The organism is Bradyrhizobium sp. USDA 327, assembly GCF_041262065.1.
GTDB lineage: Bacteria > Pseudomonadota > Alphaproteobacteria > Rhizobiales > Xanthobacteraceae > Bradyrhizobium > Bradyrhizobium liaoningense.
The window spans coordinates 829,124-848,439 of the sequence record NZ_JBGCCW010000001.1; the positions used below are offsets into that span (position 1 = coordinate 829,124).

15 protein-coding genes are annotated in these 19,316 nt (G+C 60.5%); 8 read left to right on the forward strand and 7 right to left on the reverse strand.

Features of this window, described 5'->3' with window-relative positions:
• The first annotated feature begins 572 nt into the window (after positions 1-572).
• A complete protein-coding gene (locus ABIA42_RS03640) occupies positions 573-863 on the forward strand; it encodes a hypothetical protein (RefSeq protein WP_370115453.1) in 291 nt (96 codons plus the stop codon).
• Between the two features lie 1,454 nt (positions 864-2,317).
• The gene (locus tag ABIA42_RS03645) at positions 2,318-2,593 is read left to right on the forward strand and encodes a hypothetical protein (RefSeq protein WP_061878803.1); all 276 of its coding nucleotides are present in this window, start codon (positions 2,318-2,320) and stop codon (positions 2,591-2,593) included.
• Between the two features lie 38 nt (positions 2,594-2,631).
• On the opposite strand, the gene ABIA42_RS03650 is transcribed toward ABIA42_RS03645, so the two are convergent.
• On the reverse strand, positions 2,632-3,369 hold the full coding sequence (locus tag ABIA42_RS03650) for a metallophosphoesterase family protein (RefSeq protein ID WP_271526965.1): 738 nt from the start codon (positions 3,367-3,369) through the stop codon (positions 2,632-2,634).
• 622 nt (positions 3,370-3,991) lie between these two features.
• Between ABIA42_RS03650 and ABIA42_RS03655 the strand changes: the two genes are divergently transcribed.
• Positions 3,992-5,422, forward strand: a complete 1,431-nt coding sequence (locus ABIA42_RS03655; protein WP_271526761.1) for an undecaprenyl-phosphate glucose phosphotransferase — start codon at positions 3,992-3,994, stop codon at positions 5,420-5,422.
• Between the two features lie 42 nt (positions 5,423-5,464).
• Here ABIA42_RS03655 and ABIA42_RS03660 read toward each other — a convergent pair whose 3' ends face one another.
• The 3 genes from ABIA42_RS03660 to ABIA42_RS03670 form a co-directional block, all read right to left on the reverse strand.
• A complete protein-coding gene (locus ABIA42_RS03660; protein ID WP_370115449.1) occupies positions 5,465-5,752 on the reverse strand; it encodes a hypothetical protein in 288 nt (95 codons plus the stop codon).
• 668 nt (positions 5,753-6,420) lie between these two features.
• Positions 6,421-8,622 carry a Wzz/FepE/Etk N-terminal domain-containing protein gene (locus tag ABIA42_RS03665; protein ID WP_271526759.1) on the reverse strand — a complete coding sequence of 734 codons (2,202 nt, stop codon included), beginning with the start codon at positions 8,620-8,622 and terminating at the stop codon, positions 6,421-6,423.
• A gap of 31 nt (positions 8,623-8,653) precedes the next feature.
• A complete protein-coding gene (locus ABIA42_RS03670) occupies positions 8,654-9,448 on the reverse strand; it encodes a hypothetical protein (RefSeq protein ID WP_370115448.1) in 795 nt (264 codons plus the stop codon).
• A 387-nt stretch (positions 9,449-9,835) separates the two neighbouring features.
• Between ABIA42_RS03670 and ABIA42_RS03675 the strand changes: the two genes are divergently transcribed.
• The 4 genes from ABIA42_RS03675 to ABIA42_RS03690 are packed head-to-tail and all read left to right on the forward strand — an operon-like array spanning position 9,836 to position 14,593.
• A complete protein-coding gene (locus ABIA42_RS03675; protein WP_271526757.1) occupies positions 9,836-11,047 on the forward strand; it encodes an acyltransferase in 1,212 nt (403 codons plus the stop codon).
• Between the two features lie 7 nt (positions 11,048-11,054).
• Positions 11,055-12,392 (forward strand): hypothetical protein, encoded by a 1,338-nt coding sequence (locus ABIA42_RS03680; protein ID WP_271526756.1) that lies wholly within the window; start codon positions 11,055-11,057, stop codon positions 12,390-12,392.
• A gap of 9 nt (positions 12,393-12,401) precedes the next feature.
• Positions 12,402-13,508 carry an acyltransferase gene (locus tag ABIA42_RS03685; protein ID WP_271526755.1) on the forward strand — a complete coding sequence of 369 codons (1,107 nt, stop codon included), beginning with the start codon at positions 12,402-12,404 and terminating at the stop codon, positions 13,506-13,508.
• Positions 13,505-14,593: an acyltransferase family protein gene (locus ABIA42_RS03690; protein WP_370115445.1), complete on the forward strand. Its 1,089-nt coding sequence runs from the start codon at positions 13,505-13,507 to the stop codon at positions 14,591-14,593. The genes ABIA42_RS03685 and ABIA42_RS03690 overlap by 4 nt, the downstream gene beginning before the upstream one ends.
• A gap of 15 nt (positions 14,594-14,608) precedes the next feature.
• On the opposite strand, the gene ABIA42_RS03695 is transcribed toward ABIA42_RS03690, so the two are convergent.
• Both ABIA42_RS03695 and ABIA42_RS03700 read right to left on the reverse strand, forming a co-directional pair.
• Positions 14,609-15,724: a glycosyltransferase family 4 protein gene (locus ABIA42_RS03695; protein ID WP_271526753.1), complete on the reverse strand. Its 1,116-nt coding sequence runs from the start codon at positions 15,722-15,724 to the stop codon at positions 14,609-14,611.
• A 1-nt stretch (position 15,725) separates the two neighbouring features.
• Positions 15,726-16,529, reverse strand: a complete 804-nt coding sequence (locus ABIA42_RS03700; protein WP_271526752.1) for a polysaccharide pyruvyl transferase family protein — start codon at positions 16,527-16,529, stop codon at positions 15,726-15,728.
• Positions 16,530-16,669: 140 nt separating this feature from the next.
• Between ABIA42_RS03700 and ABIA42_RS03705 the strand changes: the two genes are divergently transcribed.
• On the forward strand, positions 16,670-18,151 hold the full coding sequence (locus ABIA42_RS03705) for a lipopolysaccharide biosynthesis protein (RefSeq protein ID WP_370115441.1): 1,482 nt from the start codon (positions 16,670-16,672) through the stop codon (positions 18,149-18,151).
• Positions 18,152-18,175: 24 nt separating this feature from the next.
• Here the strand turns inward: ABIA42_RS03705 and ABIA42_RS03710 are convergent, their stop codons facing one another.
• A complete protein-coding gene (locus ABIA42_RS03710; RefSeq protein WP_370115438.1) occupies positions 18,176-19,300 on the reverse strand; it encodes an acyltransferase family protein in 1,125 nt (374 codons plus the stop codon).
• Positions 19,301-19,316 lie beyond the last annotated feature (16 nt).

A 19,316-nucleotide genomic window follows, 5' to 3' on the forward strand; every position in this document is an offset into this window, starting at 1 on the left:
CGGACCTCGGATTCCTGGTCCTGCGTCGTCTTCCGGTGGACACGTGCAGATCATGATGCAGATCCAGCACAACCTGGCTGACCAAAGGCGTTGATGTGCCAACCATGGAGCGATTGCTCGGTTTGGCGATGCGATCAATAAGCTCGGGCGTCTAGGCCGACTTTATCGCAGAGGTCCATATGAGCAGTAGCGGCTCGTCGCGGTTTTCGGCGCTTCGGTCGCGGCGAATCGACGACCAGACGGATGCCGCGCGACGCCTTCAATTCCAGAGCGTTCACGGACCGGATCAGGTCTGAGCTGCAGTCAATTCGGAATTCAATCTCAAGTTACATATGTGTATGCGGCTCTTGGGAGCTGTTCTCAAGTCGAGAAATCTGCAGCAATCTTGTTGCCCTCTCATGGTCGGGACTCGTGGTCCGGATCGGGCGACCCATAGCTCTCGGCCGTTCCAGATCAGAAGTTGCGTCGCGGTCGTCCTCGTTTGACCTCAATCGGGAAATAAGGATATCTAGACCTAGAAATGCAACCTGCGGTGATGTCTGAGCGACGATCCATGCGCCCGAGGCGAGTGAATGCCTATTGATCGCTACGCCGAATACTCGGAAAATCGAAATGGGCTAGAGGCAGAGCCGAGGGAACGGCTGATGCCAAGAACTCTCCAGGAACAGCTGGACCGGGTTGAGCGGGACATCAAACTCTTCACCGAGTTTGATAGGGCAGAGAAAGCTCGGTTAAATCGCGAGTCTTACCTGTGGACTGCCGAGGACCGCATCGAGTGGCAGGAGACGCAATCTGACAATGCTCGACGACTACGAGAGCTTCTCGACGAGCGTGAAGCTTTGCGCCGCCAGCTGAAACTGTAAAACCGACGGTTGTGGATGCTGCAATCCGCAAGCGAGACATGGCAGCTCTCCCTGGTCCTGCTTCAAGAATGCCCCCGTTACGATCTTACCCGCATTCGCCTTTTGATTGCTTTGCCGTGAGCGATGTTCTTGGGAGGCACGCGGCGCCGCAATCGGAATGATTGATCAATCCGGCAGCGGACCGCTGCTGACGGATCGCGATCGTCAGTGCGGATGATGCAGGGTCGAGCGCATGTGGTCGCGCAAGCGTACGATCTTGAGATGGTCCATGACGGCAGCCGGATACGGCTAGCCTTTTCAGTCGGGGTGCAGGTGATATCTGTGAGCCAGAGCCGACCCGGGGCCACGGCGGTGAAGTCGCGCGCGCCGTGACGTATTGCGGATGACCCATCTCAGCTACGATCCGTGAGTCGATGCCTTCGGGTTGCAAGCCAGCCTGCTCGCACTCGCGAGGTATGTGGGCGATACTTGCCCGAGCCAAACTGACGAGAAGCAGCCTTGGACAATGCGCTCGCTCAAATCAGACGACCATTCCCCGGTCAATCCAGGGCCTTTGGTGTTTAGCGCAAAGTCGCTCAAGTCAATCCGCTTCGGTCTCCTACCGGACGTACCAATACCCCCACCGGCGCTGGGACACCGGGCGCGCCTGCGCCTTCATGGCTGCGACTTCCTCGACCGGGCGAAGCTGGGGGCCGTAAATTGCAGGCGGGTAGACGTCATCCCATAGCACAACTCCGCCTTGAACGTGGGCCGCCCGCTGATATGCCGGAGCAAGGGCGAGCTCGGCGGCTGGAGCCACGGATACCGTCAAGCTGAGGCCGAGGGCAGACAGGGCAATGGATGGAATAAGGGCGCGGAAGTGCATTGGATTGAATCCCTCGTGAATGAGATGCGAAATAATGCGACGGGTTCCAGATGGTTGCAAGGGCATGGGCGGGCCCGTTGTCCTAAATTTCATGCGCGAGGAAGAGGCGTCTGCTCGACCGCAACAGGATACGAAGGCCAAGAGCACTCTCTCTATATATAGAGAGTGGCCCTTGCAGAGATATCTCGAACGTTGCGGCCGAGATGAGATGCACGGAAGGCCCGCAGGGCAAGCACAAGCGCTGCATGCGCACGGTCACGCCTGAACAATCTTTCGGCGCCAGGAGTCGTCGAGAACCATGATGTCGACACACTGCTTGGCCTTGATAAGTCCTGCACTATCCGGGACGACTCCTATGGCTTCTGCACTTGTCTCCGCTTCCATTTTCGGCACGGGCCTCATCTTGGGATACGTACTGCGCGCCTGGCGCGTCCAGCGAGGAGATGCGAATTCATCCCGCGGTACCTCGCGTCGAGCGGTCCAGCCGACTCCCACCTCGACATTCGGCCATGCCCGGCGAGCCTTTTAGGTAAGGTCCGATTGGCGCGCAGGCATCCGGGGTCTCACTGAAAAGAATGGGGCATGAGGTATGAGTGAACCCAAGAAGGACGCGCCTCGGCGCTACATCGTCGATGGCGCCGGACAGCGTGTGCTTGTTGGGTTGACGATCTCGGAGACGATTGAATTCGAAACCCTGGACAATCCGGATGCCCGCTTGAGCGCTGGTTTGGCTGGCGAGGAGCGTTGTGTTCGCGAGGGCGAGAACGAGCGTTGGCTCGAGCTCTACGTCAAACATGAGCGGGCCTGGAACGATTGGATGGCCGAAACCCGTGCCCGGGTAGAGAAGCCCCGCCTGCTCAACTAGGCGAAGCGTTTCGCCATGGCGGGCACGCCGCGTCCGTATCACACGGCGAGCATGCGGCTTCCCTGAATGCTCATCAGCGTGAGGTTGCCGGTCGCATAGGCGCCGGTGTCGATGTTGACGCGGTTGGTCAGGAATTCCGCGCTGCGGACCGGCGTGTGACCATGGACGATATATTTGCCGAACTGCTCCTCGCTCCGGAGGAATTCTTCGCGAATCCAGAGCAGGTCGCGCTCCGTCTGCTCGGCCAATGGGACGCCCGGGCGAACGCCTGCGTGGACGAAAAAGAAGTCTCCGCAACTGAAGCTCAACCGCAGATTGTCCAGGAATTCCAGATGCTCGGTCGGCATCGCGCGAATCAAGTCGCGCAGGATCGATGCCGGCTCGTCGCGCTTGAGATTTGGCGGGGCAAGCCCGTAGGACATCAATGTCTGGGTCCCCCCGACGGCAATCCAGTCCTCGAATAGTGAAGGGTCTTCGAACACCCTCACTAGAAAGGCCTCGTGGTTGCCCTTGAGGAAGACCGCATTTCCTCGGCGGCTCCGCTCGACCAGGATGTCGAGGGTGGAGCGCGTATCCGGGCCGCGATCGATGTAATCGCCCATGAAGACTTCGACAGCATAGCGCGGCCGGCTGCGCGCGACGTCGGCGTCGATCACCCGCAGCATGGGCTGGAGCAAATGCGCGCAGCCGTGAATATCCGAGATCGCATAGATGCGCACTCCGTCCGGCAATTGCGGTTTGGGAGTGGGCGGGCGTGGTCGCACGAGGGATTTCATGGCGCTCAATCGATCGGGTGGTCGAAAAAATGTCCCCAAGTCGTCGGCACCGGAGAGCTTCCATCCAACACGAACAACGTGAATTCGGTGAGGCCGCGTCTTGTTCTCCGACCTGATCACGCCAAAAGAAGGGCGCGGCATTTTTTGCCGACCTTGTTTCGGGGTGCGCAGGACAGCGGGGGGCAGGAACAGGAACGATCCGCAGGAATTGCATCGCTATGCCGAAGCTTGCGGCAAGTCTGCATGACTCGGCAGAAATTTTTGCGTGCATCCACAGATTGAAGCCCGAGGAAATTCTCGTGTCGACCTCGGCTTTGCTTTCGGCGGGAGCAACGCACCGCCTCAAAGTTGAGCGAAGCAGCGCTGATGCATCGCATTGGACGCGGAACTTGATTCAAAATAGGGCAGTCCGATCGCTCATATGTCAGCACTGTGACGACATTTTCAGCGCGTCGAATTTCGCTGCGCATTTCAACACGACGCATCATCCGTGCGCCGCAAAAGTTTTGCGTGCAGCGCCACAATGTCGCTGCGATCAATCAACACTTTCCGTTGCGGGGAAGTGACGAGTCTTCAGCATCACGATGAGCGTCAGGCGCTCTCTCGATAAGCAGAGGTTCGAATGGCTGTTGCAACTTATGGTTCTGAGAATGCTCATGCGCTGTCATCCGCGCGTGGCAGCGCTCTTCAGAGGCCCTTTCAGATCGTCGTCATCGGTGCTGACTTTCTGTTGATCCTGCTGAGCTACGCGGCGGGTGCTTCGCTGTATGGTATGGCCGTCGCTTCGCCTCCCGACGGCGCATCGGTGGGAGCCGGATTGTTTGTCGGCGTGGTGTTCGTGGGGATAGCCTATTTCCGGGACGTCTATTCCACGCACCGCCTGCTCAATCTCGTATGGCAGCTTCGAATGGCGGTGTTCATCTGGCTGACGTCGCTCACGATCCTTGCCGTTGCGGCCTTCTTGCTGAAATCGACCGATAATCTATCGCGTGGCACCGTCATCGTGTTCGCCTTGATCGGCGGCCTTGGCTTGATCAGCCTCCGCTTCGGCTGGCAGGCCGTGTTCGGCACGAGCTTTGCCAGAAGCCGGTTGGTCGACCGCAAGGTGATCCTGCTCAGCCTGAAGCCGCTCGACTTCACCTCGAACCGCTTCAAGGATCTGCGGAGGAATGGCTTCGACGTCATGCGCCATTTCGTGCTCGGAACCGACCGGGATGATGGGCACTGGGAGCGACAGATCCGCGACGTCATCCGCCAGTCGCGTTCGGCCGATGTCGATGAATATCTGCTTGCAATCGACTGGAACGAATTGCCGATGCTGCGCAAGCTCGGGCCATATTTGCGCGCCGTTCCGCAGCCCATTCGCCTGCTGCCGGACGACCCGCTCGCTGACCTGGTGACCCGTCCCTTTCTGCCGGTCAGCGGAACCGTAGCGGTCGAGATCCAGCGGCCCCCGCTCACTATCCTCGAGCGGCTGCAGAAGCGCTGTCTCGACATCGGCATCGCTCTGTTCGCGCTTGTGATGCTGACGCCGCTGTTGCTGACCGTTGCCGTGCTGATCAAGCTGGATTCCCCGGGAACCGTCATATTCCGGCAGTCGCGGCGCGGCTTCAACGGCAGGCCGTTCGAGATCTGGAAGTTTCGAACCATGACCGTTAGCGAGAACGGCGAAACGATTGCCCAGGCGACCAAGAGGGATGCTCGGGTCACCAAGATCGGGCGCTTCCTGCGTATGACGAGCATCGACGAGCTGCCGCAGCTCTGGAACGTGCTGCGTGGGGACATGTCACTGGTTGGCCCGCGCCCGCACGCGCTCGCCCATGATAATTACTACGACGAGCTCATCAGCAAGTACGTCTACCGCCATCACATGAAGCCGGGCCTGACGGGCTGGGCCCAGGTGAACGGATTCAGGGGAGAAACGCCGACGATCGACCTGATGGAGAAACGTGTCGAGTATGATGTCTGGTACGTCAGCAACTGGAGCATCTGGCTCGACCTGAAGATCATGGCCCGCACTGCGTCCGCGGTGATGTTCCAGGAAGCCTATTAGTCGGTCAATTTCTGAGAGTTGCCGGACCTCCGGCCCGAGGCCTCAGGTCCCGTCGCGCGGCGGCCTGCCGAAGAGCCGCATGATTGCATCGCGCAGGGCGAGCAACGGCGGCACGAGCACGAAGAAGGCCCCCATTGCAATGGAGACGATGACGTGGCGGATCGAGAAAGGTTCGTCATGCTCGATCTCGCGCCGGCTTGGGTCGATGGGCGCCGGTGAGAGCGTCGTCGTCATAGGCTGCCGAAGCGGCTTGCGCGGGGGAACTACGATCAACACGAATAGAATGTTGAGCAGAACCCAAATCGTCAGAATCGTAAGAACGATCAGCATCCGAGCCACCGGAAAGGAACTGCGAATATGAGGCGAGATTAGCCTCAGGGTACCGAGAAAGAAAGATGCCTATAGTTTCAGCATTTTGAGGCATCAAGGCCAGGATTGTCTCATCTTTTCGACGGATGGTCGCCAATGGCGGTACAGTCTGAGCCACCATCTTGTCGTCAATCCTTGCGCTTGGCTAGAGCAATAACTGCAAGTTGTGGATTCCGGACGAATACGGAGGCCCGAGCAGCCCGGGCGTGCCTGGCACGATCTCCGATCGCCCGACGGGCTCGAGCTGTCTCGTGCGCGAAGACGCACTCGATGGCCTTCGCACGGCAATTCCGCTAAGCACGAATAAGGCCCGCTGCCAAGCGGCAGCGGGCCCCGGGGTTGTCCAGTTCGGCTAAAGCGCGATGAAATGAGGATTGATCGCTGCGACGACGGTAGTGGGCCGCCCCCTCTCCCGCTTGCGGGAGAGGGTTGGGGAGAGGTGCTTCCGCAATGGGACAATCCCCAAGAGGAGAAAGCCCTCACCCGGCGCTTCGCCATAGCCGAGGCTTTGCCTCGGCGTCTTTTGAGATGACGGCCGCCGGAGGCGGCCTACGCCTCTCCCGCAAGCGGGAGAGGTGACCGACCCGCGGCAATCGATTCAACCTAAAGCCAGTCGCCGCGCCTGCGCGTCAGGCATGCTCGACGTAGTAGCTGTTGTGGTGCTTGCCCTTGTAGGCCTCGATGCGCTTGAGCATCTTCGGGTTGGCGCGGTTGAGCACGGCGCCGAGCAGCTTCTTCTGGAGGACTTCCGAGCCGGAAACTGACTCCTGAAGCGCGCTTCGTGTCGTCTGCCCCCATTCGATGACGTAGACCATGGCATCGATCAGGAAGCTGACGGCCTTCGAATCCGCCACCGGCATCACCGGGGCGAGATCGATCACGATGTACTCATAGTGGTCTCTCAGCACCTTGAGCAGTTCGGCCATCGCCTTCGATCCGATGACGTCGGCCGAATTCACCATGCGGGAAGCCACGACGGAGGGGAGGAAATCCAGTCCCGTTTCCTTGCTCCGCTGCACGTGGTAGCCGAGGCTCGCGGGATCGTTCAGCGCCTCCACCAGTCCGCTCTTGGCATTGGGCGCGAGCTCTCGCGTCAGCGAGCGCGTGTGCAGATCGCCGTCGATCAGAACCGTGCGGTGCCCCGTCAGAGCTACCAACTGCGCGAAATTGGCGGCGACAGTCGTTTTTCCTTCCTTGGGAAGGGAAGAGACGATGCCGATCACCTTGATCTCGCGGGTCAGGCGGGCGACGTCGATCGACACCTTGATGTTGCGCAACGTCTCGGCAAACCGCGAGAATGGATGATCGACGACGTAGCGAGACAGATCGGATGGGCCGGCCTTCGAGGGTGGACGAATATCGGGCAGGACGCCGAGGCACTTCACGCCGAGCTCGTCCTCGACCTCGCCGGGGGTCCGCAACACGTCGCTCAGCAGTTCCCGCGCAAATGCGACGCCGAAGCCGAGACAGAGACCGCCCACCAGGCCTCCCACCAGCGCCAGGACCGTGCGCGGCGAGCTCTTGCGATCCGGCTTGGTGGCGGTGCTGATGAGACGCGCCTCGCTGAGCGGAAAGCTCTGGTTCTGCGTCGCGCTTTGCAGTTTCTCGAGGAAGTTGTTGTAGAGATTGCGATAGGTGTCGGCGGCGCTTTCGAGATCGCGCAGCTTGACTTCGGCCTGGCCGGTGTGACCCGCCTGGGCAACGAGCTCCTTCACGTTCTTCTCGAGCGAGGCCTCGCGGCTCTTTGCGATCTCGTAGTCGCTGCGATAAGCGTCGCCGATCCGACGCAGCTCATCGGCGATGTTCTTGCGCAGCTCCTCCATCTTGTTGGCCAGATTGACCGCTGCAAGGTGAGTCTTGCCGTAGCGCCTGGACCAGTCGGCATATTGGGCCTGGAGGTCGAGATATTGGGCGCGGAGGCGGGTAATGACCGCGTTGTTGAGAGCGTCCGTCACCGTCGGCTGGGCGAGATCCTGATCGGAGATCGCGTCGATCCGGTCGAGCCGGGCCTTGGCCTCGGCGGTCGAAGCCCGCGCTTGAACCAGCTGCGTATTCAGATCCGACAATTGCTGCTCGGACATCAGGCCGCGGCTGGTACCGACGATGTTGTGCTCGGCCTTGAAGGTCTGCACGGCGCGGTCGCTGGCCGTCGCCTGCTCGCTCAGCTCGAGGCTGCGCTGCTGAAGCCACTCGGTTGCCCGCTTGGTGGACTGGTATTTGGCTTCGAGGGCGCCGACAAGGTATGCATTGGCGATGGCGTTGGCGATCTTGGCGGCCTTGTCGGGGCTGCGCGAGCGATAGCTCAGCGACAGGACATATGTGGTGAGGACGCGCTCCGTTCGCAGGCTCTTCTGAACCTGCTCGACCACGGCATGTTCGATTCGTTCCTGGGACGCGGGCTCGCGGGAGCCGAATAGCGACGTGGCCTTGCCGATGATGAGGGAGAGGAGGCCTGGACTCGAACCATTGAACTCCGGATCCTCCGTCAGCTTCAGGCGACGGACAACGGACAGAATCAGGTCGTCCGAGTTGATGATTTCGACCTGGCTGTCGACATAGCCGGTATCGATCAGAGCGCTGCTGGCGTTGCTGTCCTTGTCCAGCACCTGCGCCTGACGCGTATCCATCATGATGCGGGCATTCGCCGTATACATCGGTTGCGTCGTGGCCAGGTACACGATCACCAGGGCCAGCGAAACTCCGACGCACACCGCGATGATCGGCCACTGGCGGCGCAGCACATCGGTCACGCGCTCGAAGCTGAGGACCGCTCCGCCGAACTCGATGCCGAAGCGGTGGCCCGACTGAAAGTGCTCTCTAGGCTGATACATCTGTGAATTCGCTGCCTTTGACGATCGCTGATCAATTCGGAAGGGGGACGGGTTTGAATGGGTCGGCCAGCTTGGTCCTCCATTCGCCGTCGAGCAGAGCTCCGCCTCGGGGCGGCTGCGCAAGTCCCTTGCCTTGCGATTGGGCGCCGGAGTTGTCCTCTCCCGCTGCGGAATAGCCTGCTTGCACGTTGAGATCTCCGATCCGCTGTGCAAAATCCCTGATCTTGCGCGCCGCGTCAGGCTTCGTCGACGTGCACCGGCCTTCGGCTATCCGCAGCGCGGCGCCGATGGCTGACCGATCGGCTGAAGCCGATGCGGAGATGAGCGTCTGCACGGACGGCAACACTGATGGATCCGTCACGAGATAGGCAGAGAGCCGATATCGCAACTTCTCCTTGTCATTGCGCAGCCGCTCCAGCAGCGAGGAGGGCGACTTGACGAAGGTGTCGAGTTCGAGCTGCGAGGCGCGGTCCGAGAATTCGACGCACTGCGCATGGCAAGCATCGACGCTGATGAGAATCAGGGCAGAGCCTGCGAAGGCGATCGGGAGCCATCGCAGCTTCATGTGACGACGTGTTGCTCCGCAGCCCATCCGTGTCCCTTCGTCCCTGTTGCAGTAGGAGAACACGCGAAACTTGCCAGTCAACTGTGTCAATTTTTGTGCGGCGCAAAAGCTCGATACACCGATCGTCCACAACGAATGCGTTAGCTGCTTCCGATCGGTTGCAAGAGCGGGAGATGCAATGCCTGCGAGATCGGCATGCTTGCGCCCAGGAATGTTGCAACATGAAAACAAATGAGGCGTTCGCCCGTCAAAGCGCCGCAAACACGCGTCGCAAAACCGACACAAGCGCCATGCGCGGACATTGTTCCCTTCCTGCCGAAAAAATATCCGCGCGACATGTGCGACGACATCTTCATGCGAAGAGATCCGGAATCAATGTCGCTGCGCCCTACCGCAACAGCGCCGAATTTCGCGCACACTTTCCACGCAAATACTCGCAATCATCGCGGCTCATGAAATTTGCGCCCGAAGCATGCGCGCCTCGAACAAAAAGTGGCGTGAAGTTGGCGCTCGCATGTCGGAATGATCTGCGAGCATTGAAAGTATCGTCGATCGTCATGCATCGAGCGCGAGTCCGCGATCGCGAAGATTGAACATGCGCGAGACCTGATACACACTGCTGCGGTGCAATAGCTATGGAATGTTGATGTGACGGAGTCGGTTCATCGTGAGAAGACGCATGTCCTGCCGCTCGACAGCATTCGGGGGATCGCCGCGACTTCGGTGGTGATTCACCACCTGCTGCTGATGCCGACTTTCCTCGCGGCGTTCCCGCACAATGCGTGGATCAACTGCTCGTTCTTCAGGAGCGCCTGGCTGTTGGTCGATTTGTTCTTTGTTCTCAGCGGGATCGTTATGTCGCTCAGCTATGTCGAGAGCGACTTCGGGCGCTTCTCGCTGCGCGAATTCATGCTGCGGCGCCTGGCGAGGGTCTATCCGCTGCACATCGTCATGCTGTTGGCAAATCTGTTGTTTCGCCTCCTGCGCATCAGCCTGGTCATGGCCGGCGTCGTGGTGGCCGCGCCGGCGGCCTTCGAGGTGAATAACGCCTATTCCTTCGTTCTCAACGTCCTGCTGCTGCACTCCATGGGGTTCATCGACTATCTCAGCTGGAACGCGCCGAGTTGGAGCATTAGCGTCGAGTTCTACACCTATCTGGTGTTCGGTCTGATCGTGCTGCTGGCCCAGCGCATGCGTTCCTTGTTGTGGTTCTACGTCCTGTGCGGGGCGCTTGCCGTCGGCAGCCTGGTCTTCATCATCTTCGTGCTCGACAAGAGGAGTCTCGGGCTTCAGACCGATTTCGGGATCCTGCGCTGCTTCGTGAGCTTCTTCCTGGGCGTGCTGACGGTCAGGATCGTCGATCGCCTGCCGGCGAAGCCGGGTCCTGCCGTGCAGGGCATGCTGCAATTCGTCGCCATGATCGCCAGCATCGTCCTGGTGTCCCTGGCGGAGACCAATCCGGCGGCAACTTTCCTCGCGCCGGTGACGTTCGCGATCTTCCTTGGCAGTCTGCTGGCCTTTCCGGATGCGCTGCTGGTGCCGCGGATGCTGGTGGCCAAGCCGCTGGTCTGGCTCGGTCGCCGTTCCTACTCCATCTATATGGTGCACGCGCTCGTGGTGCTGCTGGCCGAATATTTCGTGCGGGCGCTCGGGGCGGGGCGCATCGCAGCTCTCGATTCGGTCTGGGCGGGTCTGCCGGCCACGCTGAACCTGGTCGTCTCGCTGGCCGCGGTGCTCGTGGTTTCGCACTTCACTTATCGCTACGTCGAGATTCCCGGCGGCAGGTGGATGCGGAACGCTCTCGGGAGCCGGACCGATTTCTCCGCCTCTCCGGCGCCATCGGCGCGGCCGACGAACTGAGCCGGACATGACCATCCTCGCGCTGAACCGGCCGAAAGTCACGCTGATCAGCCTCAACATCGAGGCGATCGCGCTCGGCGCCTATCTGATCCGCGACGCCTTCGGCGGCGTGATGCGCTACTATACCAGCATCTATCACATGGATGCGCTGTGGTATGTGCCCGACGGCGTTGCGCTCCTGTGCCTCGCCCAGTTCTTCGTCCATTGTGTCCTGCGCAGTCGCAGCACGCTGGCTCTGCTGGTGCTCGTGCAGATCATGCTGTCGCTCGTGCTGGGCTACTTCATGATGGGGACGATGAACGCAGCGATCTCGTCGTTCAAGATGATGCTGCCAGTCTTCGTCGGATTCTGCTTCTGCGATTCGAGCCTGGGCTCATACCGAAAGCTGCTGTCGGTCATCGCCGTGACTTTCTACCTGTCCGTGATCGGCGTTTTCCTGACGAAGTTCTATCTGATGCCTTGGGTGGGCTACAAATACGAGGCCTTCGGCGCCGTACGCGAGGCCGGCCGGTTGTGGTGGGCCTATGGCGGCGACGACCAGCGCCTCATGGGCTTTGCAGCCGACAATACCATGGCGGCCTTCTTCATCCTGGTGTCGTTCGCGATCACCTCCATTCGCATGAGCACGACGTGGTGCCTCCTGTTCGGCTCCATCGCGATCTATGCCATCAAGCTGACCACGAGCAAGACGACCATGATCGTGCTCGTGCTCTATTTGCTCTTGCTGGTGTTCGTGCGTATGCTGCCGGAAAGGTCGCGCTTCCCCGCGATCCGGACCATTGCGCAGTGGTCTTTCGCCGCGATCTTCGTGCCGTTCTTCATGATCGTGGTCGCCTCCGGCACCGCCGCCATACCGCACTCGACCTTGTTCAGCATTCTCGATCGCATCAACAACAGCTGGCAGTTACCCTTCGTCTATATGAGCCAGCTCATGCCGATAGGCCTCGTGACGGGCTGCGGCGCGGGCTGCTTCAACTATCCGCAGAAGCTGTTCTCGCCGCTTGCGCCTTACTGGGTGCCGGTCGACAATTTCTACATCGGGACCTACCTGATGTTCGGTCTTCCCTTCGTCGCATTCATGGTGATGGTGTTCCGGGCGACGTTCGGTGCGACCGACGTGTACAAGCTGACGCTGCTGTTCGTCGTCAATCTGTTCACGATCACGGTGCTCAACTACGGCCCGGCATCCGGCCTGCTGATCATCGCATTGAGCTTCAGCGAAGTTTTCTCGCGGCGTGCGACCTCCGCACGAGGCGTCGATGCCGTGCCGATCGTCATGCGGCAGCCGATGCAGCCGTTGGAAGGCTTCCGCCCGGATCTACCGGCGGCGAGCGGGAGCAGGTGAGAACGGATCATGCATAGACGGCTCGCATTCATCGACACGCTGCGCGGCATTGCCGTGCTGTCGGTACTTGTCCAGCACGTATTCGAGGTGATCGTCGAGCAGCACCCGACGGGCGCCTATTACTGGCCCATCCATGACGTGTTCGGCTACTACATGAACTTCGGCCGGTTCGGCGTCGTCTTGTTCTTCTTCGTCAGCGGCTTCGTCATTCCGTTCAGCTTCCCGGACAGCGCCACGCCCGTGCGGGACTTTACGATCAGCCGCTTCTTCCGGCTCTATCCGGCCTACTGGACCTCGCTCGTCGTCGGGCTCGTGACGATGCAGCTGCTCAATTCGAAAGTCTATCCGCTGGGGCAGGTCGCCGCCAACGTGACGATGCTGCAGACCTTCGTGAACGTCCCGAACCTCTGGGTGTTCTACTGGACGCTGGCGATCGAGCTCTTGTTCTACGTCGGATGCACGATCCTCTTTGCGATGGGACTGCTGAACCAGCGCTTCACGGCGGTGACGATCGTCGTCGCGGCCGCGCTGGTCGGAACCACCGCTGCGCTTCTGATCGAGAACAGAACCGTATCCTCCGTGATGGAGGTCGGGTTGAACCTGTCGGCGATGTTCCTGGGCAAGATCATCCGCGACACCGTCATTGGCGGCAAGCTGCGATGGACCCATGTGGCTGTCTGCACGCTGCTGTATGCGATCTTCGCCGCCGCCCTGTCTGATCGGCGTTTCGGAGGCGTCTATCACGAGAATTTCTTCTACAGCTATTCGATCGGATCGGCCTATGTCTGCGCGGCGCTGGTCTTCATCGCCTTTGCCGTGTTCGGCGAGCGAATGGCGTGGCGTCCGATGGCGTTCGTCGGTGTGATCAGCTATTCGGTCTACCTGATGTCGCCGTTCGTGATCGTGGTCGTCCACCGCCTGTTCTGGTTCGGCGACGGGCCGCTGGGATGGTCGATCTTCCTGGCCGTGATCCTTGCGTTGTCGATCCTGGTCAGCTGGATGACATTTGCCTTCATCGAGAAGCCCAGCATTTCCTTCGGGCAGAGGTTCCGCTCGGCGCGGAGAAAACCTGTCATTCTCGAGCCGGCCCTCAGCACCCAGGGTGCCGCAGAGTGATCAAAACACCCCACCAGCCGGGCGCTGCCTATGACGGATCGTTCGTTCCGTCGGTCCAGGGCCTTCGCGCGATCGCTGCGCTGAGCGTGCTGATGGATCATTTCTACGACATGCCAAAGGGGGGCATGTACGACATCCCGGATCCCGGCTTTCTGCCGCCGCTCTGGTCCTGGCTGCAATCGGTGATCAATGTCGGCGGGCACGGCGTCGAGCTGTTCTTCATGATCAGCGGATTCCTGATCCCGGCAAGTCTGGTGCGGCACGGGTCGCTGTCGCGGTTCTTCTTCGACCGCGTCCTGCGCATCATGCCGGTGTTCGTGGTCCTGCATCTTGCGCTGTTCGTGATCGGTCCGATCGTGGCCTACAAGTTCTTCCGCGGGATCGATCTGACCAGCTATCTCACAATCTTCGCGGCCAATCTGTTCTTCGTGCAGGACGCGCTCGGTCTGCCCATTGCTCAGCAGAATGCCTGGACATTGACCTATGAATGGGCGTTCTACATCTGGTTTGCGCTGACGTTCTCGGTATGGCGCACCGGTGGCAGATTGCTGGCGGCGCCCCTGATCCTGCTTGGCATCGCCTGCCTGATGCACTGGCCGATCACCGCCTTCTTCTGCATCGGCATGCTGTTCAGCGCCACGGGATTCCGCATTTCCATTCCCGGACGGCTCGGTCTTCTCGCAGGCCTCGTTTGCGGGGCGGCGCTGTACGCGAGCCTGGTGCTGTTTCACCCGTTCGTGGGGCTCATTCCCGGATTTCTGCTGTTCGGCATGGTGCTCGCTCCGGACTCGGGCCTCGGCAGGGCTCTGAACCTACCGGCGCTGCAATATGTCGGCAAGATCAGCTACAGCCTCTATCTGGTGCACCCCTTCGTGCTGTTCCCCCTGCAGGTGATCGGCCTGAAGCTGGTCGCCGCTGGCGTCGACCGCTGGCTGCTGTGGACCGCCTTCATCGGGCTTGGGCTGGTGATGTCGCTGGTTGCAAGCGCGATCAGCTATGAGCTGATCGAGGTCAGGCTAAGGCGATTGCTGGACGGCGCGATCCGCAGCATGTTCTCCCGGCCGCAGATCGAGCAATCGGTTTGAGGGCGCCGGCCGCGCTCAGCTCACGGTGCGACCGGTGAGCTTGTGATAGGACCCCAGCAGTCCTTCAGCGATGCGATCCCAGTTGAGGATGCCGGCGGCGGTCTGCCGTGCGCCCTCGGTCAACGTTGCGGCGAGAGGCTTCGACGTCAGCACGTGCTCGAGCGCATCGGCCAGCGCAGTGGCATCGCCGGGAGGAACCAGGAGACCGTTGACCCCGTCTGTGACGACGTCGGGAATGCCGCCGGTGGCACTGGCGACCACGGGGCGGGAATTCCCATAGGCGGATGCAAGCACGCCGCTCTGCGTTGCATCCTTATAGGGCAGGGCAACCACGGTTGCGGATTGAAACAGTCGTCCGGTCTCGGCAGGCGCAATATAGGCGTTGATGGTCTTGACCGTCGGCATCGCCTCCATGCGCGCTCCGAGCCGTGTCATCTCGGGGCCACGGCCGGCAACGATCGCTTCATGGGCCACACCGCGCCGGGCCAACATGTCGATCGCATCGATGAAGACGTCGAGGCCCTTGTAGGCCCACATCCGTCCAAAAAACAGGATGCGCGCGGCCTCCGGCGCGGTGACCGCGCCCCCAGCCGGCGGAACCATGAGCACGCCGTGCATGCTGGAGATCGCTTCCCCTTTGAAGTCAGGCGAGGCACGGCGAAAATCGGCGATGCAGCTCTCGCCATGCGTGGTGACGACCGACGCGGCTGCGCGCATGCGCCCGCGCCATGCATCTTCACGCGGCGACGTCCCGGAGCCGCCTTCCGAATGCGGGATCGCATCGTGAACGGTCAACACCAGCGGAATGCCGAGCGGACGAAGAAGCTGGATCAGCCTGGACGTGTAGATCTCCGGAACTTCGTGACAATGAATCACGTCGGGGCGAAACGAAATTATGTCGAGGAACGAGGCCGGGATGCCGATGGCACCGCCGCGGCGCAGGCTCAGGTCGCGAATTCTCGTCTCGAACGGAGCCGTCACGGCAATATCGGCCAGTTCCCATTGCTGATTGGCATCCTTGCGGTTGAGCACCAGCCGGACATCGCCGTGGCGGGCCAATCCCGATGCGAGACGGTAGGAATATTCCGCAAAATGCGGTGCGTAGATGGCGACGCGGAGGCGCTTGGCCATATCAGCTGTTTCCGCTCCAGAGGTCGATCGGGAATGCACTCATCAAGGCACGATGGTCGAAGTTGAGGCGCGCAGCCCCACCCATCTCGCGACCTTCGTCAATGCTCGAGGCAAACTCGACGGCAAACCGGCCGGTACCCTCATAGTAGTCACGATACTTGAATTCGGACTCTCCGCTGCTCAGACGCACGTATCGAGCCGGTATCCCGAATGCCTCGGCGACAATGATGCCGTGGAGCGAGCTTGCCAGAACCAGTTCAGCTTCGAGAATGGCGTCAATTCGTCGATTCCAGGATCCCAGCGGTGAGACCACTGTATCGGCGGCACGGTCCATGAGACTCAAATCGTGCAAATTCGGAACAAACACCCACGGCTTTTTGGCAGTAGGGTGAAAGCGATTTGGAAACAGCTGAGGAAGCAGCAACGCAGGGTCTCCGAACACTTCGGGTACCGCGATGCCCCGGCGCTGCAGAATCTCCCGTGTACGAGGGCCGCGCACCGCTCGCACGTCCAAGTTCTGCACGCGGTGATTGAGGTCGTCCTGACCGGGGCGCCCATTCACGCCGCTTCCCCAGATCACATCGCCATTTCGCGCGTAATGCAGCACGGAGCCGATCGCGAACAAGCGCGTTTGCCGCGGCACCTCGTCGGCGAGCGTATAGCCGAAATGCCGCAAGAGATGGTCAACGACGACGACCGAAAGATAGTCGCCGAAATTTATCGTTCCGTCGTCGGGACGCCAGAAGAACAAGTCCACGTGCGGATACGGCAGCTGATGAATAAAGTCGCAACCGACCTCGTTCATCAACCGTCGTAGATTGGTCCGAAAATTCATGCTGCCTCGGATTGTAGCTGCTTTCTTGCCGTAGTGTCCTCGTAAACAAGGCGACTATTGGACCATTGCAGCCGATGGCTCAACGACGAAAGTCGGCCTAACCGGAAATTGTGACAGGCCTCCAATTGCGCCACGAGAATATCAAGCCGCGCTCGATCGTTTCGGGCGTCATTTGGTCCGCACTCGATTCCGCAGTCGGGCAGGCTCTCACGCTCGCAATCTACATGATCATGGCGCGGCTGCTGTCGCCGCAGATTCTCGGCATCGTGGCAACGGGGGCGCTGGCGCTCGAATTCTGCCGGGCAGTCCTGATCGAGAGCATCGCGATAGCGGTCCAAGCGCGTGCCGAGCCGAAGGACGAGGATTACACTGCCTCGTTCTGGCTCATCGCGGGCCTCTCCTTGTTTGCAGCGCTCGCACTGTTCGCCTCGAGCGGCGCGATCGAACGATTTTCGGGTCTTTCGGACATTGCCATCGTTCTCAAGGGATTCTGCATCGTGGTGGCCGTACAGGGCCTGTCGCGGACGCACGAAGCCTGGTTGATGCGCAATCAACTGTTTCGATCCCTCGCCATCCGCTCGCTTTCTTCAATCTCGGTTGGCGGGGCCGTTGGGATCGGGCTGGCGATCCAGGGGTACGGGGTCGTTGCGCTGGTCGGACAGCTCGTTTCGACGTCGTTGATCTCGCTGGTCAGCCTTTGGATCCTGACGCCCTGGCGCCCTCGGCTCCGGGTCAGCCGGCAGGCTGTTGTCGAACTCCTGAGCTATGCGCGCTACGTGGCGCTGACGGGAATCACGAACTTCGCCAATGCCAATTCCGATCTGATTTTCGTTACCTGGTATACCGGCGCCGCCGGCGCGGGCTTGTACAGCCTGGCCAAGCGCCTGGTCAATGCCGTGAGTACCGTGATTGGAAATGCGTTGAACCGGGTGTTCTTTGCGACCATCGCTGGCCTCCAGCATGACCGGGAAGCATCGCGTTCGACGCTGGTTGCCTTCGTCATGTACACGTCGCTGCTGACGGCTCCGATCTTCGCTGGCATAGCGGTTCTGGCGCCGGATCTGATCACTGGTTTCTTCGGGTCCAAGTGGGGCGAGGCCGCCCCTCTGCTCGCGATCATGTCGGTCACCGGATTCCTGACCACGATCGGCCTCTACAATCACTCCGTTATCCTGGCGTTCGGCAAACCGCACTGGCAAACTTGGCTGACGCTGATCTACGCGGTTTCGAATATAGCAATCTTCATCCTCGCTGCGCCGTTTGGCCTTATCGCGATTGCTGTCGGCTACGTCGCTCGCGCCTTGTTGCTATATCCGCTATCCGCCGGAGCCTCGATGCGGATCCTGTCGCTCGGTATCAGGCCCTATGCCGCGGCGCTGATGCCCGCACTTGCGGGCTCCGCGGTGATGGCATGCGCGGTGGCTGGTGCCTCCGTTGCGATGCCGGCCATGTCGCCATGGCTGCGTCTCGCCGCGCTCGTGCTGCTCGGTTCTTCGGTATATCTCGTCGTTGTTGTCGCGATCGCCCGGCCGGCCGTGGTGCGGATATGCCAGGAAATCCTGGGCCGTGTGCGGCGATCGTCGAGAACCTAGCTGCAAGATCCGCCCTGCAGACACCTAGCTCGCGTTGGCCGCTTGTCGGGTCTCCGAAAGATCGAGCGGCTCGGCCTTCGGGATGCGGGCCGACCTTGCATCGCCCGGCGCAAGCCGGTTGATCAATTTTCGAGCGGGATTCTCGACATAGTGATACGTCACGTCGGCGACGACTGTCAGAATGATGCAGCAGACCAACGCAAACACTGGAAACATGCTTGGTTGAAGTCCGAAATAGTGCCACGCCGGCTTGAAAAGCAGGATCAGCAGCACTTCGTGAACCATGTAGATCGCGTATGATGTGTTGCCGAGGCGGCCAAGCCAGTCAGAGCCGGGAAACCGGGCGAAGGCGCTCTCTCCGGCGGCTGTGACGAGAATCGCGAGAGAGAACAATATGATTGCAAGGTCGGGCTTGGCATAGAGGTTGAGGATGAGGACCGAGCCGGCGAACAGCGCTATTCCGGCGAATGCGACGGGCTTTCTGCGATAGTCGCTCGAGAGCCTGAACAGGACGGTCAGGAGAATCCCGTTCAGGAAGCTCGGAAGGGCCCGCAACATCCCGAAATCGAAGGTTGCCCCGTACATCTGCGAGCGCTCCTGCCAGATCGGCAGGTGAGCGTGGGCGAGGATTCCGTAACAGAGCGCGACGATGATCGCGAGCATCAGCGGCGAGACCCTGCCGGCCAGCAGCATGAACAGTGGGAATAGAACGTAACAGAACAGCTCGGCGCTGATGGACCAGGCCGGCGAGTTGAAGCTGAGGTGATCTGTGACGCCCCACGCCTGCACGAGGAGGAGGTTGTGAAGGAAATCCAGCCAGCTCGCGTGCGAGGTCGGCCCGGATATGCCCACGAGAGCAAGGACCGCGAATATCAATAATGTGAGCAGATGCAAGGGGTAGATTCGCGCGATCCGCCTGACGAGGAAGCGCACATAGGAGCGCAGACCTGTCGAGGTCGCGGGATAGGAATAGGAGATTACGAAGCCGGACAGGATGAAGAACATGTCGACAAACAAGCCGTAAGAGCCGTTCCAGGCCGGCGAGATGCCTTTGTCGATGTTCTTCAGATGAAAGATGAAGACGCCTAGCGCGGCGATGAACCGGTAGAAGTCGAGAAGAACGAATCGCTTTGGTTCGCGGACTTCCATGTCGGCGTCGATATCC